General features: G+C 43.8%; 21 protein-coding genes. 13 read left to right on the top strand and 8 right to left on the bottom strand.

Features of this window, described 5'->3' with window-relative positions:
* Positions 1 to 61 precede the first annotated feature (61 nt).
* The 3 genes from clpX to tig form a co-directional block, all read right to left on the bottom strand.
* The gene (gene clpX / locus F6K49_RS19440) at positions 62 to 1,408 is read right to left on the bottom strand and encodes an ATP-dependent protease ATP-binding subunit ClpX (protein ID WP_293021101.1); all 1,347 of its coding nucleotides are present in this window, start codon (positions 1,406 to 1,408) and stop codon (positions 62 to 64) included.
* 13 nt (positions 1,409 to 1,421) lie between these two features.
* Positions 1,422 to 2,114 carry an ATP-dependent Clp endopeptidase proteolytic subunit ClpP gene (gene clpP, locus F6K49_RS19435; RefSeq protein ID WP_293021169.1) on the bottom strand — a complete coding sequence of 231 codons (693 nt, stop codon included), beginning with the start codon at positions 2,112 to 2,114 and terminating at the stop codon, positions 1,422 to 1,424.
* 315 nt (positions 2,115 to 2,429) lie between these two features.
* Positions 2,430 to 3,863, bottom strand: coding sequence for a trigger factor (tig, locus tag F6K49_RS19430; protein ID WP_293021099.1), 1,434 nt, complete (start codon positions 3,861 to 3,863; stop codon positions 2,430 to 2,432).
* 299 nt (positions 3,864 to 4,162) lie between these two features.
* Here tig and F6K49_RS19425 point away from each other — a divergent pair, with 299 nt between their 5' ends.
* The 9 genes from F6K49_RS19425 (at position 4,163) to F6K49_RS19385 (ending at position 13,305) form a co-directional block, all read left to right on the top strand.
* Positions 4,163 to 4,318, top strand: a complete 156-nt coding sequence (locus F6K49_RS19425) for a hypothetical protein (RefSeq protein WP_293081817.1) — start codon at positions 4,163 to 4,165, stop codon at positions 4,316 to 4,318.
* 707 nt (positions 4,319 to 5,025) lie between these two features.
* Positions 5,026 to 6,063 (top strand): aspartate-semialdehyde dehydrogenase, encoded by a 1,038-nt coding sequence (locus tag F6K49_RS19420; protein ID WP_293085261.1) that lies wholly within the window; start codon positions 5,026 to 5,028, stop codon positions 6,061 to 6,063.
* Between the two features lie 96 nt (positions 6,064 to 6,159).
* Complete coding sequence (gene dapA / locus F6K49_RS19415; RefSeq protein ID WP_293099282.1) at positions 6,160 to 7,062, top strand: 4-hydroxy-tetrahydrodipicolinate synthase; 903 nt, start codon at positions 6,160 to 6,162, stop codon at positions 7,060 to 7,062.
* 335 nt (positions 7,063 to 7,397) lie between these two features.
* Positions 7,398 to 9,158 carry a ribonuclease J gene (locus tag F6K49_RS19410; RefSeq protein ID WP_293085267.1) on the top strand — a complete coding sequence of 587 codons (1,761 nt, stop codon included), beginning with the start codon at positions 7,398 to 7,400 and terminating at the stop codon, positions 9,156 to 9,158.
* Positions 9,159 to 10,063: 905 nt separating this feature from the next.
* Complete coding sequence (locus F6K49_RS19405; protein ID WP_070394323.1) at positions 10,064 to 10,441, top strand: Mo-dependent nitrogenase C-terminal domain-containing protein; 378 nt, start codon at positions 10,064 to 10,066, stop codon at positions 10,439 to 10,441.
* A gap of 60 nt (positions 10,442 to 10,501) precedes the next feature.
* Complete coding sequence (locus tag F6K49_RS19400; RefSeq protein WP_293099279.1) at positions 10,502 to 11,272, top strand: hypothetical protein; 771 nt, start codon at positions 10,502 to 10,504, stop codon at positions 11,270 to 11,272.
* A 158-nt stretch (positions 11,273 to 11,430) separates the two neighbouring features.
* The gene (locus F6K49_RS19395; protein ID WP_293098357.1) at positions 11,431 to 11,682 is read left to right on the top strand and encodes a hypothetical protein; all 252 of its coding nucleotides are present in this window, start codon (positions 11,431 to 11,433) and stop codon (positions 11,680 to 11,682) included.
* Between the two features lie 54 nt (positions 11,683 to 11,736).
* Positions 11,737 to 12,915, top strand: coding sequence for a murein transglycosylase A (locus F6K49_RS19390; RefSeq protein ID WP_293099270.1), 1,179 nt, complete (start codon positions 11,737 to 11,739; stop codon positions 12,913 to 12,915).
* 171 nt (positions 12,916 to 13,086) lie between these two features.
* Positions 13,087 to 13,305, top strand: a complete 219-nt coding sequence (locus tag F6K49_RS19385; protein WP_293021088.1) for a hypothetical protein — start codon at positions 13,087 to 13,089, stop codon at positions 13,303 to 13,305.
* On the opposite strand, the gene F6K49_RS19380 is transcribed toward F6K49_RS19385, so the two are convergent.
* Positions 13,302 to 14,948, bottom strand: a complete 1,647-nt coding sequence (locus F6K49_RS19380) for an ABC transporter substrate-binding protein (protein WP_293021086.1) — start codon at positions 14,946 to 14,948, stop codon at positions 13,302 to 13,304. The two genes, F6K49_RS19385 and F6K49_RS19380, sit on opposite strands and share 4 nt — an antisense overlap.
* Before the next feature lie 457 nt (positions 14,949 to 15,405).
* Between F6K49_RS19380 and F6K49_RS19375 the strand changes: the two genes are divergently transcribed.
* The 3 genes from F6K49_RS19375 to F6K49_RS19365 all read left to right on the top strand — a co-directional run bounded on the left by F6K49_RS19375 (position 15,406) and on the right by F6K49_RS19365 (position 19,490).
* Positions 15,406 to 16,683: a DUF6745 domain-containing protein gene (locus F6K49_RS19375; RefSeq protein ID WP_293099264.1), complete on the top strand. Its 1,278-nt coding sequence runs from the start codon at positions 15,406 to 15,408 to the stop codon at positions 16,681 to 16,683.
* A gap of 310 nt (positions 16,684 to 16,993) precedes the next feature.
* Positions 16,994 to 17,788 carry an RNA methyltransferase gene (locus tag F6K49_RS19370; RefSeq protein ID WP_293099290.1) on the top strand — a complete coding sequence of 265 codons (795 nt, stop codon included), beginning with the start codon at positions 16,994 to 16,996 and terminating at the stop codon, positions 17,786 to 17,788.
* A gap of 232 nt (positions 17,789 to 18,020) precedes the next feature.
* A complete protein-coding gene (locus F6K49_RS19365) occupies positions 18,021 to 19,490 on the top strand; it encodes a serine hydrolase (protein WP_293099259.1) in 1,470 nt (489 codons plus the stop codon).
* A 32-nt stretch (positions 19,491 to 19,522) separates the two neighbouring features.
* Here the strand turns inward: F6K49_RS19365 and obgE are convergent, their stop codons facing one another.
* Both obgE and F6K49_RS19355 read right to left on the bottom strand, forming a co-directional pair.
* Entirely contained in the window at positions 19,523 to 20,572 is a 1,050-nt protein-coding gene (obgE, locus tag F6K49_RS19360; protein ID WP_293043128.1) for a GTPase ObgE, read from the bottom strand.
* 146 nt (positions 20,573 to 20,718) lie between these two features.
* Positions 20,719 to 21,420 carry a Mo-dependent nitrogenase C-terminal domain-containing protein gene (locus F6K49_RS19355; protein ID WP_293021081.1) on the bottom strand — a complete coding sequence of 234 codons (702 nt, stop codon included), beginning with the start codon at positions 21,418 to 21,420 and terminating at the stop codon, positions 20,719 to 20,721.
* A 136-nt stretch (positions 21,421 to 21,556) separates the two neighbouring features.
* Between F6K49_RS19355 and F6K49_RS19350 the strand changes: the two genes are divergently transcribed.
* Positions 21,557 to 21,937: an EamA family transporter gene (locus F6K49_RS19350; RefSeq protein ID WP_293021079.1), complete on the top strand. Its 381-nt coding sequence runs from the start codon at positions 21,557 to 21,559 to the stop codon at positions 21,935 to 21,937.
* A 1,118-nt stretch (positions 21,938 to 23,055) separates the two neighbouring features.
* Here F6K49_RS19350 and rpsU read toward each other — a convergent pair.
* Both rpsU and F6K49_RS19340 read right to left on the bottom strand, forming a co-directional pair.
* Positions 23,056 to 23,256 carry a 30S ribosomal protein S21 gene (gene rpsU / locus F6K49_RS19345; RefSeq protein WP_070394310.1) on the bottom strand — a complete coding sequence of 67 codons (201 nt, stop codon included), beginning with the start codon at positions 23,254 to 23,256 and terminating at the stop codon, positions 23,056 to 23,058.
* Between the two features lie 688 nt (positions 23,257 to 23,944).
* Complete coding sequence (locus tag F6K49_RS19340) at positions 23,945 to 24,244, bottom strand: RNA-binding protein (protein WP_071105565.1); 300 nt, start codon at positions 24,242 to 24,244, stop codon at positions 23,945 to 23,947.
* Positions 24,245 to 25,525: the final 1,281 nt, after the last annotated feature.

Below are 25,525 nucleotides of genomic sequence, written 5' to 3'. Positions count from 1 at the left end.
ACAATTAACAATTAACAATTAACAACCGATAAATTTGGTTTTGGCCAATGATAAATTACTACTATGCTGATTCTGGCTTTGGCAATGAAGAAGGATGAACCAATAGTTCAGCAGTTGAGCGCTTCTCTACCATTTCCCTAGTGATTGTACAGCGAGTGACATCCTTACGAGAAGGCAACTCGTACATCACTTCCAGCATCAATTCTTCCACAATGCCCCTTAACGCCCTAGCACCGGTTTTACGACGGTAAGCTTCCTGGGCCAGCGCTCGAATTGCATCTGGCATAAACTCCAAGTTGACATTGTCCATCTTCAGCAGCTTTATATACTGTTTTACCAGTGCATTCTTGGGTTCTGTCAAAATTGCCATCAGGGCTTCCTCATCCAGGGGTTCAATGACCGCTACCATTGGTATACGACCAATGAACTCGGGAATCATGCCGAATTTAACCAAGTCATCTGGCTGCAAGTGTCGCAGAATATCTGCTGTTCGCTTTTCCTTCGAGTTATGCTCTCCAGGCTGAATAAATCCCATGGAACGCTTGCCTAGGCGTTGCTCGACCACCTTCTCCAGACCAACAAACGCGCCACCGCAAATAAACAGAATATTGCTGGTGTCAATCTGAATACAGTCTTGATAAGGATGTTTGCGTCCACCTTGAGGGGGCACATTAGCAATGGTTCCTTCTAGCATTTTCAGTAATGCTTGCTGGACTCCTTCCCCAGAAACATCCCTGGTAATAGAGGGATTTTCACTCTTGCGGGCTACCTTATCGATTTCATCGATATAGATAATCCCCCGCTGGGCTTCCTCTACATCCAGATCTGCCACTTGCAATAGTCGCAGTAAGATGTTTTCTACATCTTCCCCAACATAACCAGCTTCTGTCAGGGTTGTGGCATCTGCCACAGCAAAAGGCACATCTAATATTTTGGCTAAGGTTTGGGCGAGTAATGTTTTACCACAACCCGTAGGACCAATTAGAAGAATGTTGGACTTTTGTAGCTCTATGCCATCATCCATTATTCCCTGACCCTGACCCTGAGCTTTAGATTGGAGCAAGCTTAGGCGCTTGTAGTGGTTGTACACAGCCACTGACAGAACTTTTTTGGCTTCCTCCTGACCAATCACATGGTCATCTAGATACCGTTTAATTTCCCTGGGTTTGGGAATCTGATTCATGGAAATGCGGTTGGCACGGGGACGACGTTTCTTAGCAGGTTCTGGTCGAGGAGCAGGCTGGGGAGCAGGCGCACCGGAATCGAGTAACTCCTCATCTAAAATTTCATTACATAAATCAACACACTCATCACAAATATAGACTCCGGGGCCAGCAATTAATTTGCGTACTTGCTCTTGAGACTTACCGCAGAAGGAACATTTTAGATGGGAGTCGTATTTAGACATAAGAAGCCTCTTTCTACATAGAAGCGACAGCTGCTTCCTGGTTAGGAAGATTCTGCCGGGAGATCACCTGGTCAATTAAACCATAGTCTTTAGCTTGCGCCGCTGACATGAAAAAGTCGCGTTCGGTATCTTCGGCAATTTGAGCCACTGGTTTACGGGTGTGATTAGCCAGTAATTCGTTAAGGGTTTGCTTGTGGTATAGAATTTCCTTAGCTTGAATTTCTATATCCACCGCTTGTCCCTGAGCACCGCCAAGGGGCTGGTGAATCATAATCCGAGAATTGGGCAATGCCATCCGTTTACCAGCAGCTCCCCCTGCTAGGAGAAATGCGCCCATACTAGCAGCTAAGCCATAGCATATGGTAACCACATCAGGGCGCACTTGCTGCATCGTATCATATATTGCCATCCCTGCAGTTACCGAGCCACCTGGGGAGTTGATATACAATTGGATATCCTTTTCCTGGTCTTCAGCTTCTAGGTATAACAGCTGGGCAACAATTGAGTCAGCTACCACATCATCGACCTGGGTTCCCAAAAACACAATGCGTTCTCGCAGCAGCCGCGAATAAATGTCAAATGCTCGTTCTCCCATTCCAGACTGCTCTACCACCATTGGTACAACAGTACTACTGGAGGTGATTTGGTATTGGTCTAGAGAACTTAAGCTGGTGATTGAGGAATGAGGGGACACAGATTGCAGCATAGGATACAATTCGTCAAGACCTCTGGATTTACTAATAAAGGTGCTATCTAACAAGGGCACGAATAGGCATAAAGTCAAAGTCTCTATACAAACTATTATGCCTTAACTGTTTGCTTGTTGGTGCAACAGTTGACGGTTATAGAGTTGAGGCTTATAGATAAGCCTAAGCTGTTGAGCTAAGGCGTGTTTCTTCTAAGGGATCTAAGCTGAGCCTTGGGTTTCAGTCTCAGAATTATACAAAGTTAAATGCACAACACCTTAGCAACTCGCTACCTTCTACCCTGGGCAGATCACCAACAAGGCCAACGCTACGATTTACTCAGAAACAGGTTCAGCTGGTACTTCAATAGTCTGGGAAGCCGCATCCGTTGTTTCTAGCTCGGTTACTGTAACGGCCGTGTCTTCTGCTTCAGTTTCTTCTTCGGTGATGGTTCCTTTGGGAACCAGCTCTATAGTAGCGTGATCTTCTAACCATTTAATGGCTTTGAGTTTGAGCAAATCGGACTCGACGAATTCCCGCAGCCGATCCGGATCTACCTCTTGACCAGCCAACTCCTTCATCAATTCTTGACTTTTCGCTTCTATTTCCGACTCTTCAACGGTTAGGGATTCACGTGTAGCTATTTCCTTAAGGGCTAGGGATTGTCGGAGGCTTTGGATGGCATCAGGACGTGATCTTTCTCGCAGCTGTGGTAGATTCTCTTCGGTAAACAGCCTTTTGACATCCATGCCCAACTGTTGCATCTGGATGGCTGTTTGGGTCAAAATTGTTTGGAGTTCCTGGTCAATTAGCGTTTCAGGCAAGTCAACTTCAACCTTTTCCAGCAGAGCGTTGATTAAAGCCTCCTCCTTGCTGGCTTGGGTTTCTTGATCAGCTTTTTCCTGAAACTCCTGCTGTAAATATTCCCGTAACTCTGCCAAGGTTTCTTTATCACTAACTTCTTGAGCGAAGTCGTCATCTAACTCTGGCAGCTCTTTTTCCTTGATTTCTTTTAGGGTGATGCTAAAGACCGATGACTTGCCAGCTAAATCTTCTAGGGGGTAATCTTCAGGAAAAGTCACTGGTACTTCTTTAATCTGATCAGGATTCATACCAACGATGCCTTGAAGAATGTCCTCTAGGAACTTGCCTTCCCCAAGTTCAATTTCAAAATCCTTAGCCTCACCGTTAGGGATTACTGAGCCTTCATCCTCTTCGCTATCACCAGTAAATCGACCGACGTAATCCACCACGACCACATCTCCCATCTGAGCTGGGCGTGATTCCACTGGTACTAAGGTAGCCTGCTCAACACGCCGTTGTTCGAGAAAATTCCCGACGGCATCCGGTTCAACCTTAGTTTCCTCAGCTTTCACACTTAAGCCATTGTATTCCCCTAAATTGACCACTGGTGGCACATCCACCGATGCGCTGAAGGTTAGGGGTTCTCCAGGTTTGAACTGGCTGAGCAAATCTTCTAAGGTAGAGGTTAAATTATAGTTCCCTAGTGCCTCAATTTGGGCTTGCTCAATCGCCTGCTTTAGACTACTGTCGAGCAAATCTTCGATGGCAGCAGCTTTTACCTGTTGGGCACCAAGACGTTGTAGCAAAACCTGACGGGGTACCTTCCCTTGGCGAAACCCAGGAATTTTGACTGTACGGGAAAGGTTCTGTAAAACCTTTTCATAGGCTTGTTTGGTCGTTTCAGCTGGAATTTCAATTTCCAGACCAACCTGGCTAGCGGGAAGTTTTTCCTGAGTTACTTTCATTGACGCTTGGGTGTGAAGAGTTAATTGTTTAATGAGTCGGGACAATGGATAGTCAACCTGGCTGAATCAAAGATTCGACCTGGGGACTCCTATATTACTTTAGGTGTTGCCTGCTTCGACCAACAAAATTCACCAAAAAGATTTACATTGTGTCAGCCAAGGTATTTATCCACATGCACTAGTTGCCCTAGTCGGCGGTGGTTCTCATCAAAGGGTTTGGCAACAAAGTCGCAAGGGACGAATTTCTCAAGGGGTTTGAGTCAAAACGCCGATATCCAAAGGAGTAGAGGTGAAAATTAATGGTTATCGAGTATCGATACAGATGGACAATTTCTACCTCGGATGGAACTAGACGGGAGAATCCAAAGCAATTATGGTATGCTGATTCTAACAACCAGTTAAGCGTTAAGCACATCTACCAGTTCTTTTACGGCAGTAGAGAATACTATCTATAGGTGGTTACTACAGCCTTTAAGCAAGCTCTTAGTCGATCAGAGCTTTTTAAGTGTACCTAACACGCCAGTCGATGACTCTGGCCTGAGCTTAATAGGGCAGTGTGAGGGATTAAACTCGCGCTAATTGATAAGTTTATTAATATTTGGGCATTCCAGGCATTTTATTAAGACGCCAATGGGCTATAGCGAACAGGGTAAGGGAAAGAATCAATAAGGAGGCATTATTTACAACAATATTGATCAAAAAGTGCAATAGTCCTGAAAATCAAGGCTTAAGAGCTGATTCGTAAACTCGCTGTAATCATTGTAGGATAAGGCTTGGGCTCAAATAGAACATTTGAACTATTTAATAACCAAAAGACAATCATAGCAAGGCTTTCAGACTTATTAAGATTTACTTGACGAATCAGCTCTAATATGGTCGTAATTCTTCCTTATTATCACATTTTGGATCAATTTTTATAGCGCTTACCTGCTATACCTAACCGTTATCAGAGGTTAAATACCTAGTAAGGTAAAAAAAATTTAGATACTCTTAAAGAATGCACTAGACCTCTGGCAAAAGTATTTTTTTGATACTGTTTTCGTCAATTATTGTTACTGTTTTATGTCTCCTGTATCCTATCTCCTGACAACTGTCGCGAAGTCTACTGATTAAATTATCAAAAGATTAAGTATGTTGAATTGAATGAGTGGAGGAAAGTCATTTGTCTAGTCAAGTTCGCGTTGCCATCTTAGGCGCAACTGGTGCTGTAGGTGAAGAACTACGGTTACTCTTGCAAAGCCGAAACTTCCCACTGGCTGACCTTAAGCTGTTAGCCTCACCCCGCTCTGCTGGTCGTGTCATCCCCTTTCAGGGAGAAAAGTTACGAGTGGAAGCGGTGGGAGAGCACTCTTTTGATCAGGTAGATTTGGTCTTAGCATCAGCTGGGGGGGCAACGTCGAAAGCTTGGGCGGCTATTGCTGTAGAAAGTGGTGCAGTGGTCATTGATAACTCCAGTGCCTTTCGGATGGATCCACAAGTACCTCTAGTGATTCCGGAAATCAATCCAGAGGCAGCAGCAAATCATCAAGGAATTATTGCCAATCCCAATTGCACTACGATTTTAATGGGTATGGCAGTATGGCCATTACATCAGGTACAGCCAGTAAAACGCATAGTGGTAGCTACTTATCAATCCGCTAGTGGTGCTGGAATGAAAGCGATGGAAGAATTAAAATTACAGACTCAGGCAATTTTGAAAGGAAAAACGCCACCAACAGAAAGCTTTCCTTATCCCCTGGCATTTAACTTGTTCCCCCACAACTCCCCCTTAAATGAGCAGGGGTACTGTCAGGAAGAAATGAAGATGGTCAATGAAACCCGCAAAATATTTAATGCTCCACAGTTAAAAATTAGTGCTACCTGTGTACGGGTTCCCGTACTCCGTGCTCACTCAGAAGCAGTTAACCTAGAGTTCGACCAACCCATGCCAGTAGCTAAGGCAAGAGAAATATTAGCCACTGCCCCTGGAGTAAAACTAGTAGAAGATTGGCAGGCGAACTACTTCCCTATGCCTATTGATGCGTCGGGTAATGACGAAGTACTAGTGGGTAGGATTCGACAAGACCTTTCTCACCCTTGTGGTCTAGAAATTTGGTTGAGTGGAGACCAGATTCGTAAGGGTGCTGCCTTGAATGCAGTGCAAATTGCTGAGTTATTGGTAGCAAAAAATTTGCTAAAGTCCTTAGTCCCAAGTCCTTAGTCCTTTTTAGAAGCGCAAAAAGTATTCTGGAACAGCAAGCTTTACCAAATAGCAATGACTAATGAATAATGGCTAATGACCAATGACCAATAATTAATGAGGAGTGAGAAAAGGGTGGTCAATTTTGGACGTGTGCTAACGGCGATGATTACGCCGTTTAGGGAAGATAGCAGCGTCAATTATGCTGTGGCAGAGAATTTAGCAACTCATTTGGTTGATAATGGGACAGATACTTTGGTGGTATGTGGCACCACTGGTGAGTCTCCTACCCTTACGTGGGATGAAGAGTACCAACTATTCCAAGTAGTCCAAAAAGCAGTTGCAGGTAAAGCCAAGGTAATTGCTGGAACGGGTTCAAATTCTACAGAAGAAGCGATCGCTGCTACTGAAAAAGCTGCTAAACTAGGGTTAGATGGATCATTACAAGTTGTACCGTATTACAATAAACCGCCACAGTCAGGACTATACCAGCATTTCCAAGCAATCGCCAAATCCAGTCCTGACTTTCCCCTGATGCTCTACAATGTACCGGGTCGCACAGGACAAAATCTCCAACCGGAGACGATTGCTCGTTTAGCCCAAATTCCTAATATCGTAGCTGTTAAAGAGGCTAGTAGCGACTTCGAACAGACTAGTCAAATTAGGCGTTTAACCCCACCAGATTTTGCTATCTATTCTGGCGATGACTCCTTTACCCTAGCCACCCTGGCACTAGGAGGATCAGGTGTAGTTAGTGTAGCCAGTCATATGGTTGGTTCCCAAATTCAACAGATGATTAAAGCTTTTGAGAAGGGGAAAACTACCGAGGCGACTCTTATTCACCTCAAACTTTTTCCCTTATTTAAAGTACTCTTTTGTACTACCAATCCTATCCCCATCAAAACAGCACTAGAACTTCAAGGTTGGCAGGTGGGTAGTTTTCGCTCACCCCTTTGCGAGCTACCTTCTGAATTAAAATCCCGTTTAAAGGAGGTTCTAATTGAGCTGGATTTAATTTAAATCTGTACTCATTTTTTTGTACCAATTACCTTTGATCAGATCTATCTTCGCTTTGTAAGGGAGGAAAGATGAATGACCTCTTAGCGAAGACTATGTTATGGATTGCGAGGGAGATTAGTGAGCTATGAATAGTTAATTTAAGTTTTGCTTTCTTTCTCCCTAATTTTTTTCTATTATTTTCTTTCCTATTATTTTCACGTTTATTTGCTAATAATGATTTTATCATAAAAAGCTCTACATCATTGCTTTATATGTGTGATGAATATCTATATTGAAAAGGTAATTGTTATCACTTTTTTTTCAAATTTTTACTAACAAAAAAAACGAGGAGTCAAATGACTAAGCAAACATCTAAACCAGCTTTAAAAATTATTCCTCTGGGGGGACTCCATGAAATTGGCAAGAACACTTGTGTTTTTGAATTCAATGACGAAATCCTGCTCTTAGATGCTGGGATTGGCTTCCCTAATGATGAGATGCATGGAATTAATATCGTCCTCCCCGATATGACCTATTTACGGGAAAATCAGCACAAAATCAAGGGCATGATTGTCACTCACGGTCATGAAGACCATATTGGTGGCATTCCCTATCATTTAAAGCAATTTGATATTCCCGTGATTTATGGACCCCGCTTAGCCATGGCATTACTTCAAGGCAAGCTAGAAGAAGCTGGTGTAGCTGACCACACAGAATTGAAACGTGTAATGCCCCGTGAAACGGTACGTATCGGTTCTTCATTCCTTGTAGAATTTATTCGCAACACTCACTCGATTGCTGATAGCTTTACCATTGCCATTCGTACGCCAGTAGGTGTGATTATCCATACAGGTGATTTCAAAGTTGACCATACCCCTGTGGATGGAGAATTCTTCGATTTCCAAAGACTAGCGGAACATGGGGAAAAAGGGGTATTGTGCTTGATGAGTGACTCGACTAACGCCGAAGTTCCTGGACATACTCCATCTGAACGTTCGGTTTATCCGAATCTAGAACGAGCCATTGCCCAAGCACCAGGACGAGTCCTAGTGACTACCTTTGCCTCCTCAGTTCACCGGATAAGTATAGTCCTGGATATCGCCCAAAAACAAAACCGGAAGGTGGCAATTGTGGGTCGTTCCATGCTGAATGTGATTGCCCACGCTCGTAGCCTGGGTTACATTAAATGCCCAGATAACTTGTTTGAGCCCTTAAAAGCCGTTAAAAATATAGCACCAGAAAAAATTCTGATTCTGACAACGGGTTCTCAAGGTGAACCGCTAGCCGCAATGACTCGCATTTCTAAAGGGGAACACCGGGAAATTCAAATCCAAGCAGGGGACACAGTGGTCTTCTCTGCCAACCCCATTCCTGGTAATACTATTGCGGTGGTGAATACCATTGATCGGTTAATGAAGCTGGGAGCCAATGTTGTATATGGTCGTAAGCATGGCATTCATGTTTCTGGTCACGGGGCTCAGGAAGACCATAAACTGATGTTGGCTCTAACACGACCAAAATTCTTTATGCCGGTGCATGGTGAACATCGAATGCTAGTTCAACATGCCAAGATGGCTCATACTATGGGTATCCCTGTGGAAAATACTGTGATTACCGATAATGGGGATGTGGTGGAGTTATCTGAGGACAGCATTAGTATTACAGGTAACGTCCCCTCAGGTATTGAACTGGTAGACCGCACTGGTATTGTTCATGACAATGTTTTGAAAGAACGTCAGCAGTTGGCTGGAGATGGAGTAGTGACTGTAGCTGCCGCACTCAGTTGGGATGGCAAACTCCTTGCCAAGCCAGAAATTCATCTTCGGGGTGTGGTCTCACCGTTAGAAACATCCCTCCTGCAACAGTTGGTGATCAAAAGAATTGAACGGACATTAAGCGATCGCTGGTCAGATTTTGATAAATCCTTGACAGGGAAAGCTACTGAAATTGATTGGGAAGGCTTGCAAAAGCAAATTCAAGCTGACCTCCAGCGTTTAGCTCGCCGGGAACTCAGGAGTCGTCCGCTGGTGGTGTTCTTGCTGCAAACCCCAGAGGAACCACCAGTTAAGGTCACAGGTACACGACGTCGGCGCTCTACTGCCAAAGTGGCATCATAAGCAGAAGGGTAAAGGTTCGCCCTTGGCGTCCTTTTTCCCTTATTTTCGTCCTTAATTCCCAAAAAGACTGACTTCAACACTCAGGAAACAACTAAATGTTGAAGTCAGTCTTTTTTTTTACGACATTAGAGCTAGTGATGAGTTATTCTAATAGCAATGATGAGTTATTCTAATCAGTGTGATTACTCAATCCCTATTGCCAAATTGCCAAAGTTCAGTAAGAGTGACCAAGCTTGGTCATTACGGATCTTGGCAGCATATCAGTAGATGCAGTTAATTACACAGATAAGCTAGTTTCACAGATAAGCTAGTACACACTAAACTGATCTATTCAAATTCGTCACAGCTTGTTGGCAGTTGATGCTTAACCCTTAACAGTAAACTATGCTTTAAGCTTGCTGCTCTCAAAGCTACCCTTGCCAGCTATCAGCTCTGATGCCCCTGTAGCGAAGGAGCTAGCGAAGGAGCTGACCCTGGAGTACTAAACCAAAAGCTCAGTTTATGTCCCTCAGAACTATCGCGCACCAATGGCTTCAATTGAGCAGCGTAAATGGGTATTAGCTTACCTGGTTTACACTAACTGCTATCTATAGGATTTGTCCTAACCCAGTCATGTTTGTGTCGATTGACTATATATATTTAATTCGATTTTAAGATCAGCTGCTGATATCCAGCGGCGAAAAGACCCTATTCCAATAGTGATAGGGTAACGACAAAAAAAAGGCGGTATGCCTGTAATAACCACCAAGATCGGCTCTCCTCAGGCAGAGGGGGGGTGTTATCTTGCTCTGGCAAGATATACATAAAAATGATCCTCTGTCAATCCGGTATGAGAAAGATATCTTGTGTAGTTATATTACAGGCGACTGGATTACCGCCTACTAGTAGTATCACAGGTAAAAGACATGAGTGTATCTGATTATACAATAAGTAAGCTAATCATTACAAGTCGGGTTTGGATTAACCCAGGAACAGATTCCTCCAAGATTACAATTCCTGCCTTACTCGGCAAGACCAGGAAGACTTTTGATCTGCTGGAGTCATTACGGCAGTGGCTGAACCAAATTGAGGTTGATAACCCCAAATTAGCCCACCGTCTCTGCCGACTAATTCCAGCCCAGTGTCCTTTTGAACGGCAGATTAAACTGTTCAATCGCACTCTACTTCGGATTCCACCATTGTGTAAACTCAATCCTGTCTATGATGAAGTGGTAGCCCTGCGCTTCCGAGCACTGTCTTATCTGGCCGATGAATGTGGTGAAGATATCACCTGTTACTGCTAAAATTCCGAAACGAGAATTTTAGCTGCGGGCGTCGGGAAACCGTGCCTATTAGAAAACATCATGGCCATTATTGCCCTAAAAGCCTGGTATCTCCAGAAATACGAACCCATCAAAGAATTGGAGAAACGCCACCATGACCTGCGTTTGAGCAAAAATAGTTTGCTTAAGTCAGGCTTAAGAGCAGATTTTTTGGATGATAGCCAGGATGTAAAAAACTCTGAATGGTTTATGCGTTACCTAGCAGGGGAAACAGTCGAGTTTTACATAGAAGGTAGTGGGGGCTATGCCATTTCCAATATTGACTTGATTTCTCACGAGATTTACTTCACGAAGCGAGAGGTAATGGCACAACTGTCGCCAATAATCTTTGTGAGTTACCAGACTGAATACAGTGCCTCTAGTGAGGCTTTGCGTAGCACCCTGTCAGATACCCTAGATACCTTTAATAAGCGATCGCGTTTACCCCTAACCCTAGAAGAATCCCGACGCCCAATTGGTCAACCAATGCGCCTGGGTAGTACCCAGATGCGCAAAATCCGCAAAAGTCTGGTATTCATTGCTGATGGCACCCCGGTGGCTGGTCTAGCAACGGAAAACAAACCCTTACTGATTCCTAGTCCCTATGTTTGTGTGGAAATTGGCTATGCTTTAACGGCTAAGCCGACGGAACAGATTTTGCTCGTGAACATGAAACGACCAGATTTACCAGGACAGTTTCCTTTTGATCTGCCTAGCTACCAGCAGCTGATCTGCCAAAATCCACAGGAACTGCGCCAAATGTTGCCAACGGTGATGGAAAATTTGCTAAAACGGTTTAATTTATCAACCTAAGTAGTCTGTGAATGTCAAGCAAGACTGGTGGATAAAGGACAAAGGACGTGTAAGGGGATTTGGTGTATTGGAAATCCCTTTGACCTTTGTCCTTTGACTTTTTGCCTTCCCCTTCAAGGTCGCTGATAATAGTTGGCATGGATTAAGGAGAATTTTCTATGCCAAGAACCCCAGACGAGTACGCTGTTCACATTCTTTTGTCAAGTGGTCACCGGGAAGAAGTACGGTTTGCCACAATTAAAGAGTTTCAAAAGTGGTATAGTGGCGAACTTATCCCAAAATCTAACTCTGAAGACTTCATTAGCGTACCCATTAAAAATGTCCAAGGGGAGTACATGGTAGTACGTCCTGCTCGTATCACTGCTATCCGGGTGGAACCTATTTTCTCTGGTAGCGTCGAACGTTTTTAATACAGCTTGACTGCTTTGACTGGGCAATAGCTGGTGATTGAATTCTTGGCAAGTATGAGAAAAACTCTAACTAGGATTTCCCTGACCATAGGAATAGCCCTCCTACCGATGATTAGTGGTGCTGCAGTTGCTAGTGTTCCTCTGGAAGCGGTTCAACTAGAGACTGTTAAGTTCAATCAGGATCCATTGGGTTTAGATGAACAGCTTTGGAAGCGTCCTGGTGGTCAGTCAGGGGACTGGCGAGCCATGTTGAAAGCCATAGACAATAGCTTGCGTTATCTGAAAACCCCTAGTGCTGCTAAGGCTTACCAAAACTATTCCGTACCAGGAGTAACTCGCGATCGCGTCCGCCGTTCTCTAGTCCGTTTCCGCCAACTTCTGATCAAGTCCCCTACTCCTCAAGCGTTGCAAACTGCTATCCAACAAGAGTTTGTCTTTTACAAGAGTGTGGGGAAGGACAATCAGGGAACTGTTGGGTTCACGGGTTATTTTGAGCCAGTGTATGCTGGGAGTCGCACACCTAGTGCTGAGTATCGCTATCCCCTTTACCGACTACCTTCTGATTTCCAACGTTGGCAAAAACCTCACCCAACCCGTGCGGCATTGGAAGGATGGGATGGTTTAGGGAAAAATAGCCCACTACGAGGGAAAGAACTAGTTTGGTTACGCGATCGCTTAGAGGCGTTTTTGATTCACGTTCAGGGTTCAGCGCGAGTTAGAATGCCGGATGGCACCTTGATGAGCGTGGGCTATGCCGGTAAGACGAGTCATCCCTACACTAGTATCGGGGGACAACTGGTTAACGATGGCAAGATCGAGCTAGAAGGACTGACCCTGCCTGCGGTGATCGATTATTTCCGCACTTCACCGACGGAACTGAGTCAATATTTACCCCGCAATAAAAGTTTTGTGTTCTTTCGCGAAACCAGGGGGGCACCTGCTACCGGTAGTCTTGGTTTGCCAGTAATGGCTGAGCGCTCGATTGCTACGGATAAATCTATCATGCCTCCAGGAGCCTTGGCCCTTATCCAAACTAGTATTCCTTATCCCAATGCTGTGGGTCAGTTGGAATCTAGGCTGGTCAGTCGCTATGTGTTGGATCAGGATACTGGTAGTGCGATTAAAGGGCCGGGTCGAGTGGATATATTTATGGGTACTGGTAAATTGGCAGGTAATCGGGCAGGGCTGATTAATGATACAGGAGAGTTGTACTATTTGTTGCTGAAAAATTAAGACCACAAAATAGTGCTCAAGCTTTAACTATAAACTTGAACTATAAAAAAAAACTTTAACTATCAAACTATACATAAAATTATACATAAAAATTTCCTCTAAAACACACCTGATCCCCTACATTACCCGTTGAAACTGAGAAGAAAGGCTAAAAAAACGAGGTAGGTCAATATGAGTCGTTCTCAAGGGTCAAACCAAAATTCTTTCAGTGAGCTTGATGTGGTTGCTGTGATGTTTTTCAGTTCTTTTGTACTTGGCTTTATTCCTATTAATATTGCTTTTCACCAAAACCTACCAGTTAATGAGGATTTTGTCAATCCAACAGAAGTAGAACTTTGGGGGGTTGAACTTTCCCCCGGCTTAAAGCACGGGGGCAGCCCGTTAACCTAATTTCCCTTATCAATCTCCCACAGTGGCAATTGTTGAATCGGGTCTAACTGGACATTCTTTAAGCCTGACTGGGCAAAAGCATATTCCTTTGGTTGCCATAACGGTATTAAGGGTACATCCTTTGCTAACAGTTCTTGGATCTCAGCAAAAATCTGCTTTCGGGCGGCTGGATCTGATTCCTGACGCTGTTGCTGAATCAGTTCATTCATGCGATCGCTATAATAAAACGACCCCTGAGAGCGACTGGCTCCAGCTTCACACCCTTTCCCAAGGGAACCTTTAGTACAACTGACTAAGGGCTGAATAAAGTTATCGGGGTCAGAAAAGTCAGGATACCAATCGACTAAGGCACTCTGATAAACTCCCTTACCTAGATTGCCAAAGAAATTCGCTGACTCCACAGTTTGGGGCTGGATTTCCACAATTCCCCCAAGTTCCTGGGCAGCATATTCTTTCAGAAGACTGGCAAGTTGTTGTCGGGTTGCTGAACCTGAGGAATACCAAATTTCTAATGTCAACGGATTGTCTTTAGTAAATCCCGCTTTGGCTAGCAGTTCTTTGGCTTTGGCAATATTACCGTCACCGTAGGCGTCTTTAAAGGTTGGCTTGGAAACATCAAAGCTAGTGGGAATGATACTAAAGGCTGGTGCAGCTTGGTTTCTTAGCACCCGTTCGTTGATCAGTTTACGATTAACAATCGCAGCGATCGCTTGTCTGACTTCTGGTTTATCCAACGGTGCCATCTGGGTATTGAGCACCATGTAGTTAATATTATTGCTGGGAGATTCTATGACTTGCCAACCCCCAGATGCTGCTCCTTTTTGCAAACTGAGGATTTGATCGGGATCTAAACTTTGATAACCAATGTCTACAGCACCAGTTTTGATGGAATTGAATAAATTAGCGGAATTGGTGAGGATTTGAACGTTTAATCCCTGATTGGCAGGTTTTTTACCCCAATAGTCTTCAAACACATCTAGGCGAATCCCATTAGGACTAAACTTGACTAGTTTATAAGGACCAGTGCCTACAAATTTGGTCGGTTCAAATTTACCACTACCAATTTCATAGGCATTGGGGGAAACAGCACAAGTTCCAGAGAAAGCTAATAGTGCTGGAAAGGCGGCGAAGGGATTTTTGAGTTTAATCGTCAGTTCGTATTCTCCAGAGGGTTCAATCGAATCTACCAAACCTTCGAGTAGAGAAGAGGGCTTGCCACCATTTTCGATAAACCGACGCAAGGAAAATGCCATGGCTTCAGCGTTAAATGGGGTGTTATCATGAAAAACTACACCTTGGCGTAGGGGAATGGTGTAAGTTAAGCCATCCTTGCTGATAGTAGGCATAGCAGTTGCCAGTTGTGGCACTAATTCTGAGGTACCCAGCTTGTAGGTATAAAGGCGATCGCCTAAGCTGTAATGGATGTTACTAGCTGCTAGTTCGTAGGCATCGGCTGGATCGAGGGTTCTCGGTTTTAGGGTAGTACCGATAGTGAGTCTATTACTGTTACTGCTGCTAGAGGAACCTGTCTGTTGATTGCTAGGAGAACCACCACAACTAATAATTAGGAAGCAGCTACAGAGAAATAAAGCTAGGAATTTGCTAGTTGAACAGTGTTTGCGGGATAGGGGAAACCAGTTCATGCTTAGGTAATTTTGATGAGCTACAAGTAATTTATTATCGTAGCTATCTTATAACCCCTTGCCAAAAATATAGCGTTTTAGAATACAGCGATGATTGATCGAGAGGGGGGTTCTTCCGTAATTAGTATGCTAATTTAGCCTAAAAAATCAACTATCAAAATATCAAAGCTATATAAAGTAGTAGGTTTATTTAATGTAATTTAGCAGTTTAGCATAACAGGTACCGAATAGCCATATTATTTAATCCTCAATCCTAAGTAGTCAAACACAAGTTAATAGCACCTCAAGTAGCGTGCGCGTAGCGCATTAGCACCTCAAGTAGCGTGCGCGTAGCGCATTACCTGACAGCTTACTAATTTGTTAAGAATTGTGACAAAAAACATACTTTAGCATAAAAACACCCAGCTTAACCTGAATAACTAATTAGATCCCATAACTCCTAGCTAACTACCGTTGGATGAAAACACTCCCCCACTTACTAAACTCAGCACTCAGCACTCAGCACTCAGCACTCAGCACTATTCTCAAATCGGGATTTAATCGGAATATCAAACACAGGTATGGCGATATGTGGCAACCCAACATCAAACATCTTACCCCAGAGCAAGAGACTTTAATTTCAAATTATCAAGAAAAATGGTACAATTTATCTTTATTGACTGGAGCCGTTGATCGTCACGAAGCAACATTAGCCATAAACGCTGCCTATACAGCCATTGGCAAACCAGTACCAGATATTGTTTTTTGTGATAGCCCTTACGGTTTTTTTAAAATTCTCCTCAATCAACTCCAGCAACACATTGACAGCCAACTAAAGAGTCAACTCCAGCCAAGAGTGGAGAGTCAATTGATTAGTCAACTACGGCAACATCTCAACACCCAACTCGGCAAAGAACTCCAACAAGAGCTACTCTACCAACTCGGGCGAAAGCTTAACATTAAACGGATTAGCCGTCAACTTGAAGAGAAACTGTGGCAACCCTTGGACACTTCCATGGGAACCCAACTACACAGGCAATTGCAAAACCAATTGTTATATGAACTAGATACCTCAACAGTTAGTCAACAGCGAATTCGAATTGGCTTGCAAGTACTTGAACAACTTGGGACTGAATTGAGACTATTCATGTCACCCTTATACTGGAGTATTGACAGTAGTCGGTTTGACTTTTATATTTCCGTCCTAAATTGCCCTCACCATCAAACCACATGGGAAATATTCCAATCCCTAGTCAAACACTGTAGTTGGATGTTCCCATTTGAAAAAATCTGCTTCGTTTGCGATCGCCCAACCAAGCTCTCATTTGACACTCAACACCGCCTTCATAGAGAAGGACAGCCAGCCATGGAGTTTGCCGATGGTTTCAGCTTATACTCCTATCACGGCGTGACGCTACCAGAAAAATACGGTAAAGTCAACCCCAACCAGTGGCAAGCAGGGTGGCTTTTAGAAGAACCCAACGCTGAACTTAGGCGAGTCCTCATTGAAGGAATTGGTTACGCCCGAATTTGCCAAGACCTAGAAGCACAGGGATTGGATTCCTGGCAAGAATACACCCTATTAAAAATTAATAACGATATCGATATCGAGCCAATTTTTCTACTCAAGATGACTTGTCCTAGCACCAACTTTGTTCACATTATGCGAGTGCCGCCTCATGTAGAATCAGCCCGTGAGGCAATTCGCTGGGTAAATTGGGATACTGATCCAGAGGAATTTTTAGTCCAGACTTGAGTCCAACTCACGTTAATATCAAGTGGTTAATACCAAAGTTGCCCTCAAAGATAGCACCATGTCTTGATGCAGTCGCTTCCCCATCAGCAGGGACAAGAGGAACCAGGACTGAGGCAGAGACTCTACCTGTAGGGTGCTTTAATAAGGCACGCTAGACCATCAGCGGGTTTGTTGCCCAGTTTTGCGTAAGTCCTGAACTTGCACAAATGGTGCAACTGTTTTGTGGGGTGCAACTGTTTTGTGGTTGAAGGTTACCCTTCAACCTACCCGACAAGGGACGCCTGGGCAAGAACAACCTTCAACCTTGAAAATGTATATGGGAGTCAGGATTGTTTTAGTAGAACCCGCTGGTCCATTGAATGTGGGTTCTGTAGCGCGAGTGATGAAAAATATGGGGTTATCGCAGCTGGTGCTAGTGAATCCTCAGTGTGACCATCTCAGCCAAGAAGCACAGCAGATGGCAGTGCATGGGGTAGATATCTTAGAAAAAGCCCAAGTCGTAGCAACAATACCAGATGGCTTAGTCGGGTGTCAAAGAGCGATCGCAACCACTGCTCGTAGCCGCGCCATCCCTACTACTCTCGAACATCCCAGAACCGCCTTACCCTGGTTATTGTCAGCTGGCGTAACCTCTGCCCTGATTTTTGGCCCTGAATCTAGGGGATTGAGCAATGATGAACTCAATCATGCTCAGCGGTTTGTCCGGATTCCCACTAGTTCCACCTATCCAGTCTTAAACCTAGCCCAAGCCGTAACAGTTTGCTGTTATGAACTTTATCAATATCAACTTTATCAAAGTACACAGCAGCCATCACCGGTCCCAAGTCAACCCTTATCCCCCGCTCCCCCCTACCAAGATTCTGCTCTTTTGGACCAGATAGAACGCTACTCTAAGCATCTAGAAGCCTTATTATTGAACATTGGTTATCTTTATCCCCATACCAAAGCAGCACGGATGGAAAAGCTGCGACGTCTATTAAACCGAGCAACCCCTACCACAGAAGAGATCAACATGCTCAGAGGAATGGTCCGCCAGGTAGAATGGGCGCTAGAATTTTTACCAAAGTCTGGGGTAGATGATCCATCAAAACCAAACCAGTCCTAAAATAGGCTTGCATAGGTTTTATTGGAGGTGTGATAGATGGGCGCTTCAACTGTTGCTACTAGATCAAAACTCTGTAATCGGAAGACTCAAGAAAAACTGAAAGGGAAGCTTGATAGCGCTACATCCATTAAAGTTCTCTCCCTTATCATTAGACCATACTCAGAAAATTCCGAGAACTAGCAGATTGTTTCGGGTTTTATGTATCTGGTAAACCTCAGCCTAAGATTCAGCAGTGGAAAAACAAAAGAAACCAACCTCCTCCCGCCGCCGCCAGCGTCGCCACCTTACTAAACAGCCACAAGCTAAGGACATTAAATCCTCCAAATCCCAAGCAAAACCGAAAACGCGCCGCCAAAGCTCATCCCCAAAATCACATAAATCTCGGTCAACCCCGCCACCTACCCCCCGTACCCGTGCTCGTCTATCCCGTTCACCAAACCCTTCTGCAATTCGCTCCAGTCAATCCCAGCTGAGGGTAGCATACCGAACACCCCAGTTACCAAACCTTCGTAGAAGACTCAATCCCTTTGCTACAGCAGCCTCCTCATCCTTTCCCACCATAACCAATTCTCGTAATCCAATTCGGCAACGTCCTCAGCCACAATTAGTTGCTGATTTCTCCCCTAAATCCTCCAAAACAAGCCAACTAAAAGCTAGACTACCCCTCCCAACCCCCAATCACCAATCTGTACAAATTCGGAGAACTCGCCGAGAGCGCCGTTCCGAAAACTCCTCTACCAGGCTATGGATTTTGATTATCCGTTTGCTGATTGTAGGAATTGGTCTCGGAGCGATCGCAGGTACCGTATTATCGAGCTTGGGTACTGCTAGCCAACCATCTACCAAAACCACAGACAATGCTCCAATTGAAGTCCAGCAGACTTTGAGTCAGACAATTAGTTCTCAATTGACACCCCTGCTGCTCAACAAATCTCCCTTACAAAAACAAATTCAAACTCTAGTAAAGCAACACCCCCAATTGCAACCCGGAATCTTCATCCATGATCTCGATACCGGTGCTTTCCTAGAATCAAATAGCCGTCTCATTTTTCCTGCTGCTAGCACCATTAAGTTACCAATTCTAATTGCTTTCTTTCAGGATGTAGATGCAGGCAAAGTTTTCTTAGATGAATATATAACCATGAAACCAGAGATGATTGCTGGTGGTTCTGGAAACATGCAATATCAAAAACCAGGCAAACAGTACAAAGCTCTGGAAGTAGCAACCAAGATGATCACCATTAGTGATAACACGGCTACGAATATGCTGATTGAACGTCTTGGTGGCATCGAAGTTCTCAATCAACGATTCCGCTCTTGGGGGTTGAAAAAAACCGTACTACGCAACCCCCTACCAGATTTGCCAGGAACAAACACCACTAGCCCAAGAGAACTGGCTAGTTTGATTTTTCACCTTGAGCAAGGTAAGTGGATTTCTCCCCAATCTCGTACTGACCTGATCGATATCATGATCCAAACTAAGACCAACACACTATTACCCCAAGGACTAGGTAATGGTGCCACCATTGCCCACAAAACTGGCACCCTTGGCCGACTACTGGCCGATGTAGGTTTGGTAAAAATGCCCAACGGCAAGCGTTACATTATCAGCGTAATGGTCAAACGCCCCTTTAATGATGCCAGTGCCGAAAAACTGATTCGCACCATTTCTCGACAAGCCTATGACTACTTGAATAATTAGCAATTTATAATTAGTTATTTATTAATTACCGGTTAAACCTTGAAAGTTGACTGTTGAAGGTTGACTGCTGCCTTTGAGCAATCTGCTACTGACAACTGATCTAGAGATTGCCAGATTTTCGATAACAAAGCATCCAAGCCGATTTTAGCAACAGCTGAAATTGAAAAAACTGGTACCTGAGTAAGCTGATTTAGGTAAGTAGACACCTCATCGATCATGTCTTGATCAACCGCATCTACCTTATTAAGGGCAAGAATTTGGGGACGTTCTGGCAATTCTCTGCCATAGGCTTGTAACTCCTGTTGAATGGTTTGATAATCAGCAATCGGGTCAGCAGCAGTAATATCAATCAAATGCAGTAACAACCGAGTGCGTTCGATATGACGTAGGAAGTCGTGACCCAGACCAATACCTTGATGAGCTCCAGCAATCAACCCAGGAATGTCAGCAAATACAGTACCATCCCCAGTTGGTTTACGAACCACACCTAAATTCGGAATCAAAGTGGTAAAGGGGTAATTGGCTATCTTGGGTCGTGCCGCTGAGAGTGCTGAAATCAGAGTAGACTTACCAGCATTAGGTAGACCAATAATGCCCACCTCCGCCAGTAACTTCAACTCCAAGCGTAACCTGAGTTGCTCTCCTGGTAGTCCAGGTAAAGCATGCTCTGGTGCGCGATTGTGATTACTCAGGAAATGCCGATTTCCCAAACCTCCTTTACCACCTTTGGCAACACACAGCATTTGCCGAGGTTTCACCAAATCCCCCAGCAGTTCTCCTGTGTCAGCATTGTAGACAACCGTGCCACAGGGAACTTCAATAATGCGATCGCTACCATTTTTTCCCGTCCGATTATTAGGGCCTCCCCGACCCCCATTCTCAGCTCGAAAGCAATGGGCGTATTTGAAATCTAGCAATGTTTGCAGGTGCTCGATAGCATTGAAAATCACGCTACCCCCCCGACCACCATTACCCCCCGCCGGTCCTCCAGCAGGAACATACTTTTCCCGCCGAAACGCCACAATTCCATCGCCCCCGTTACCAGCTACAACTTCAATTTCTGCTTGGTCGATAAATTGCATAATTAGTTTTTAGTCCTTAGTTTTTTCTTGACATCAGTCAGTTGAACCCATTTCCCTTAATTAATCTAACTAAGAATCACCAATGACTAATGACTAGTCACCAATGACTAATGACTAATCACCAATCACCAAGCACCAATCACCACTTATAAATATGCTGAAACATCTTCACCACAATCATCGGCTAAATAAGATAAAGCCCGGAAGCGCAAGCCGACTAACTGATCATAAAGAGGATTAAGCTTACACATCGGTGGGATGTGGACGATTTTGTGATTAAATAGCTTCACGTCCCGTTCAAACGGACACTGAGAAGGAATCAGTTTGCACATAAATCGAGCGACCCGTGGGTCATTAACATCCATACCATCTAACCAATCCCGCATTGGCTGTAGAATATCCGAATGGGGATGGTCAGAACTTCCTGGTTCTTGAGCTAAGGCATCAGCAGAATCGCTTTGCTCAGTTGCCTTACCGTCATAAAGAGTTACCTGCAGTGATTCAAGAGCCTCAACCTTATGACCTAGCGCTTCACAGAACTGGTGTAGAACATCAGCTTCAGTCGCAGAGTACACCCCATCTGCCAAGGCTACCATTACAGCAGTTCGTAGAAAATTCTCTGCCGTTGTGTTATCCTTACCTAAAGCTGCTGCCAGTTCTTCAGGAGTAATGGGTTTATCAAAAGACTGCAAATCAGTGCCAGGAGCCAATGTCTCTTGGGTGATTTGAGCCATAACCTCTTGTTCTTCTGGGTCAAAGTGACCATCAGCCCAGGCAACGGCAAATAAACCCCGCAGCCAAGCTGAAATCTGTTCTTCGGTGTAGGTAGCAGTGCTGGAAGTAGCCATAAATACTTAAAATCAATCTCCTAACACTATTTTAGGAGCAATCACAATAACTAATCGCTCCATAAGGTTGAAGCCTATAACATCAAAATAGCAATCGGATTAAGAAGCATCGACCACTTATAATTCTGAGATATTCGTGACTCTAGCAGAATTTAGTCTTTTCTTAATGTCAGTCCTAACCAGTGCTACTGGACAGTTCTTGCTCAAAACTGGAGCCGAAAAGCTGGATAAAGTTAACGCTAGCAATTGGCTAGATCAGATATTCAGTATACCCAAGACCCCAGAAATTATAGCAGGGCTAAGTTGTTATGGTTTAGGGGCACTGGCATACATTTTGTTGCTGACGCGGGTAAATCTCAGCGTTGCTGGTCCTTCAGTATCCTTGACTTACGTCTTCTCCGTACTGATGGGCTATTTTTTCTTTAAGGAAACCATCCCCGTTAGCCGTGCCGTGGGGTTGGGTTTGATTATCTGCGGTGTAATGTTGGTAATTTGGAAAAAATCAGTTAGTAATTAGTCATTTGTAAAGACTATGGATGTAAGCCTCTTGTTTACCCAGCTTTTTTAGGGGGGTAATAGGGGCATACCATGCCACCATACAAGCCTTTTACCTACTCAGGACTTACCCACTCAGATCTGTAAAATCAGATCTGTAAAACTGCTGTAATTCCCTATTCCCGGTTCTTTCCAGAGCCGAAGTTCCAGGGTAAGCGCAAGAAAAAAAGGTTCGAAATAAGCATCTAGGCCGAAGTTACCCGTTCATTTGTACTACTATGCTAGTTAAAGTCTCACAACTATTTCTTTTCCTATAACGTGAGTCCGTCAGCATATCCTAAGTGTTACCTTGGGCGTTGGCAACTGAGCTCAATCTTGCCCCCGTAAGACTTGCGGCTAACTACCTACTCAGTAATCGACCTTACTGAGAGTACCTATGGGGGTTACTTCGTTCCTGATAACCATTATTTGGACTTTTAAGATGGTACTATTCACCGGAAGTGTTGTTGGGAATCGATAGTTGGGAGACAAACCAGCTATCCAGAATCTTCTTTGACTTTTGTCTGTGGCGTATCAATCCATTTCGCCACACCCTTGTCACGATGATTCAACATACCTTTCTCTCGTATCCATGAGTCCCTTGCCTGTTACTAACTTCACCTGGATTGGTTCGGCTTCACTATTCGACCCCTGCGTTCATCTATAGACTTGTTAGTTTCTATAAATGGGGGTAGGGCTGTCACTCCGATTCCGGGAGGGTTGGATTTACACCAACATGGTTATCAAGTTGTCAAGGTTCATATAAGCCTTGCGGCTAGTTCCCCGAACCCTAGTGGGTAAGGTTTATAGCCAACGAATCGCACTGTCTCCTCAAGGGTGGGGTTTTCACCCACATCCGCAAAACAGTTAGGATTTTTGAGGATTTTCCTCACGAATCCCCTTACTCATACCCCTCTAGTTTCTAGAGGGGTATGAGTAAGAAAGAGCCGCACTAGTGTTCATAATCCAAGGTTGTTTTGGGTAATGGGTAACGGGAATAGGCAACCGGTAATCGGTAATGGTACAGGAGTAATCGCACTCTGACAACTCCAACACCGATTGCTATAGAAAAGTTAAGCAGGGGACTAAAGCCCTACCCTGCTAGAACCGTCTTCGACGGTTTCGGAGTCTTCGACGTTCCCGATGTCTCGCAATTTCTTTACGTTTGCGTTTTTGTGCAAATGTCTCAAAATGACGATTCTTTTTCATATCGGCAAAGATGCCAGCTTGGGAGACTTTTCGCTTAAATCGACGTAGGGCTGACTCTAAGTGCTCATTTTCACCAACCACCACTTGGGTCATTCAATGTCCTCCTGTTTTGATCGCTTCCGTGGTCGAATAACAAGTCATCATTCATCCCATAAGTACAGGACAGGGCAAACCTCTGATTGACTGACAAAACTCCTACAACTGACGGAAGGTGTTGGCATCTGGCCAGTTTTTAAAACGAATGGCTGATATCTCAAGTCCGTTGAAAATCATAATCTTGCACCTGGATAGCCTGCACTCGTCTATGGCAAGGAAATCGGAATCAAGCCTGCCAAAAGCAGGCTCTCAAATCCTTATTTTTTCCTTACTCCTTGTCAAGTGGACTGTGATGGTTTACCTCCACGCTTCAGCCTGGAGAGTTTGCTACAATATCTCCCTTAAAACTAACTTTAGCTATGAGCCGTGGAATTAATGATATTGTTGGTTAACTCACACACTACAACTAGTGTGATTCTCGATCTGAACACTGCCTATTTGGGTTTTCCTACTCTAGGTCTTAAACGTTCATACTTGTCTGAATCAAAGAGTTTGAGATGCCTTCAATCCACTTATAGACAGCAATCCTACGCACACTAGTATCTTCCAACTAGAGTTTGGGTTTCCTTTACCCTACCAGGATTACTCCCTAAATTCTGATGCGCAGCGTAGATTTTGACAGGGGGAAAACCCCTGCCCTGCGTTCAGATCTCAGAATTGGGTTTTGATTTGGATCTTAGCGAGCTTAGTAGCGACGAGAGAAGTTATCACCTCTGCGACCGCCCCCAAATGAGTTTCTTTTTTCGCGAGGCTTGGCTTTATTGACTTTGAGATCGCGCCCCATCCATTCAGCTCCATCAAGGTCTTCAATGGCCTTCGCTTCTTCCTCCTCTGTGTTCATTTCCACAAAAGCAAAGCCCCTGAAGCGACCTGTTTCGCGATCGGTGGGCATGTGAATTCGCTTGATTTGACCATATTCTTCAAACACAGATTTCAGATCCTCTTCTGTCACCTCACGTGCAAGGTTACCAACGTAGACAGACATACAATATCTCCAAAATTTGATTTATGTAGAGATAGAAATTTCGGAGGCATGCTTAGCAATATGAAACAGAAGAAACCTGTCAACACTGAAAACAAAAACTGCAACCGATACCTATACTCGTCTTTTATGATAACATAGACAGTAATGTGATTAACGTCCTACTCGGGTTGTGCAATTAAGCTATTGTGCATTTTCATTGCATAGTTGCCAGTTTTGAAAAAACGTTTCATACCCACTCCCCCATTTCTGCCTCCCCCCTCACAGCTGTTTTATTCTAGCCGCAAATCTGGATAAACCAGGGAAGGTGACCGAATTTGGGACTGAGCTTTTGACGGACGCTATCAGTATGTCGCTGATCAGCCCATTTGGTGATAACCCAATGCTTATCAGTAGTCGAACCAAAGTTTTTATAGCTATGTAAATTTTTGTAAATTTTTATCCCATCTAGTTGGAGCAACGATGGGATATTTTTTAGCATTTCTTAATGTAGCACCGTTTATTTTTGAACGAACTTAATATATTAATAAATTTATTAATATATTAATATATCATCCTGGCTTATAATCCTAAGTATAAATACTCAGGATTAGTCAACGATTTGCGATTAGCCCTTCGGGCGGCGTAAGCCCCATGGCAAAATTCCCAAAATTCGTAATCTTTTAGAACTACACAATGTAGTGCGGAATGTGCGTCATAAAGTAATATCAATTCTTCAAAGGTAGACTACAGATGCAGATGGGGAGATGAGGAGATGGAGAGATGAGGAGATGGGGAGATGAAATTGATGTTTAGCTATAATTTCTCGAATTGGTATAACTTGATTGATGAAGGCAAAAGCTAAAAGCAATCCCAGCATTAGCGCCCTTATCAAGGGAGGCAAGCAAAAGACAATTTTTTATAAAAATTATCAAAAGTATTTTTTATCTATTATTTCTACCGCAATTATACGGAATTTTTACGAAATTTTAAATTAAAAATTAATATAAAAAATCATAACTATTTCGTCAAATATTTTCAAAAATTAACACCTCTACTTTAGAATATAAAAAATCAGCAAAAAACAATCCAGGCCATTAAAAATAGCTGAAATCAAAAACTTTAATCTAAAAATCAAGGTTAAGCTGTGTTCTTTTTCGCTTTTTTAGGGTGAGAATGGCTTTGTTGCATAAAGAGTATGAGTTGAGTGAGATAATCTATAGAGAGAAAAATAGAGCTTCCCCTTAGCCATGACAGAAGCAACCGCCAAGACCAAATATAAGATATTGAATTGGAGTAAGTACA

Source organism: Moorena sp. SIO3I6 (genome assembly GCF_010672095.1).
This window is presented reverse-complemented; position numbering and strand designations above follow the sequence as displayed.

Bases quoted from the DNA above. Each gene is read 5' to 3' on its own strand.
- F6K49_RS19395 (WP_293098357.1), top strand. From the start codon at position 11,431: ATGCCAAGAACCCCAGACGAGTACGCTGTTCACATTCTTTTGTCAAGT.
- F6K49_RS19385 (WP_293021088.1), top strand. From the start codon at position 13,087: ATGAGTCGTTCTCAAGGGTCAAACCAAAATTCTTTCAGTGAGCTTGAT.
- clpX (WP_293021101.1), bottom strand. From the start codon at position 1,408: ATGTCTAAATACGACTCCCATCTAAAATGTTCCTTCTGCGGTAAGTCT.
- dapA (WP_293099282.1), top strand. From the start codon at position 6,160: ATGAGGAGTGAGAAAAGGGTGGTCAATTTTGGACGTGTGCTAACGGCG.
- F6K49_RS19370 (WP_293099290.1), top strand. From the start codon at position 16,994: ATGTATATGGGAGTCAGGATTGTTTTAGTAGAACCCGCTGGTCCATTG.
- clpP (WP_293021169.1), bottom strand. From the start codon at position 2,114: ATGCTGCAATCTGTGTCCCCTCATTCCTCAATCACCAGCTTAAGTTCT.
- rpsU (WP_070394310.1), bottom strand. From the start codon at position 23,256: ATGACCCAAGTGGTGGTTGGTGAAAATGAGCACTTAGAGTCAGCCCTA.
- F6K49_RS19405 (WP_070394323.1), top strand. From the start codon at position 10,064: ATGAGTGTATCTGATTATACAATAAGTAAGCTAATCATTACAAGTCGG.
- F6K49_RS19375 (WP_293099264.1), top strand. From the start codon at position 15,406: ATGAAAACACTCCCCCACTTACTAAACTCAGCACTCAGCACTCAGCAC.
- F6K49_RS19400 (WP_293099279.1), top strand. From the start codon at position 10,502: ATGGCCATTATTGCCCTAAAAGCCTGGTATCTCCAGAAATACGAACCC.
- F6K49_RS19380 (WP_293021086.1), bottom strand. From the start codon at position 14,948: ATGAACTGGTTTCCCCTATCCCGCAAACACTGTTCAACTAGCAAATTC.
- obgE (WP_293043128.1), bottom strand. From the start codon at position 20,572: ATGCAATTTATCGACCAAGCAGAAATTGAAGTTGTAGCTGGTAACGGG.
- F6K49_RS19355 (WP_293021081.1), bottom strand. From the start codon at position 21,420: ATGGCTACTTCCAGCACTGCTACCTACACCGAAGAACAGATTTCAGCT.
- F6K49_RS19425 (WP_293081817.1), top strand. From the start codon at position 4,163: ATGGTTATCGAGTATCGATACAGATGGACAATTTCTACCTCGGATGGA.
- F6K49_RS19340 (WP_071105565.1), bottom strand. From the start codon at position 24,244: ATGTCTGTCTACGTTGGTAACCTTGCACGTGAGGTGACAGAAGAGGAT.
- F6K49_RS19410 (WP_293085267.1), top strand. From the start codon at position 7,398: ATGACTAAGCAAACATCTAAACCAGCTTTAAAAATTATTCCTCTGGGG.
- F6K49_RS19390 (WP_293099270.1), top strand. From the start codon at position 11,737: ATGAGAAAAACTCTAACTAGGATTTCCCTGACCATAGGAATAGCCCTC.
- tig (WP_293021099.1), bottom strand. From the start codon at position 3,863: ATGAAAGTAACTCAGGAAAAACTTCCCGCTAGCCAGGTTGGTCTGGAA.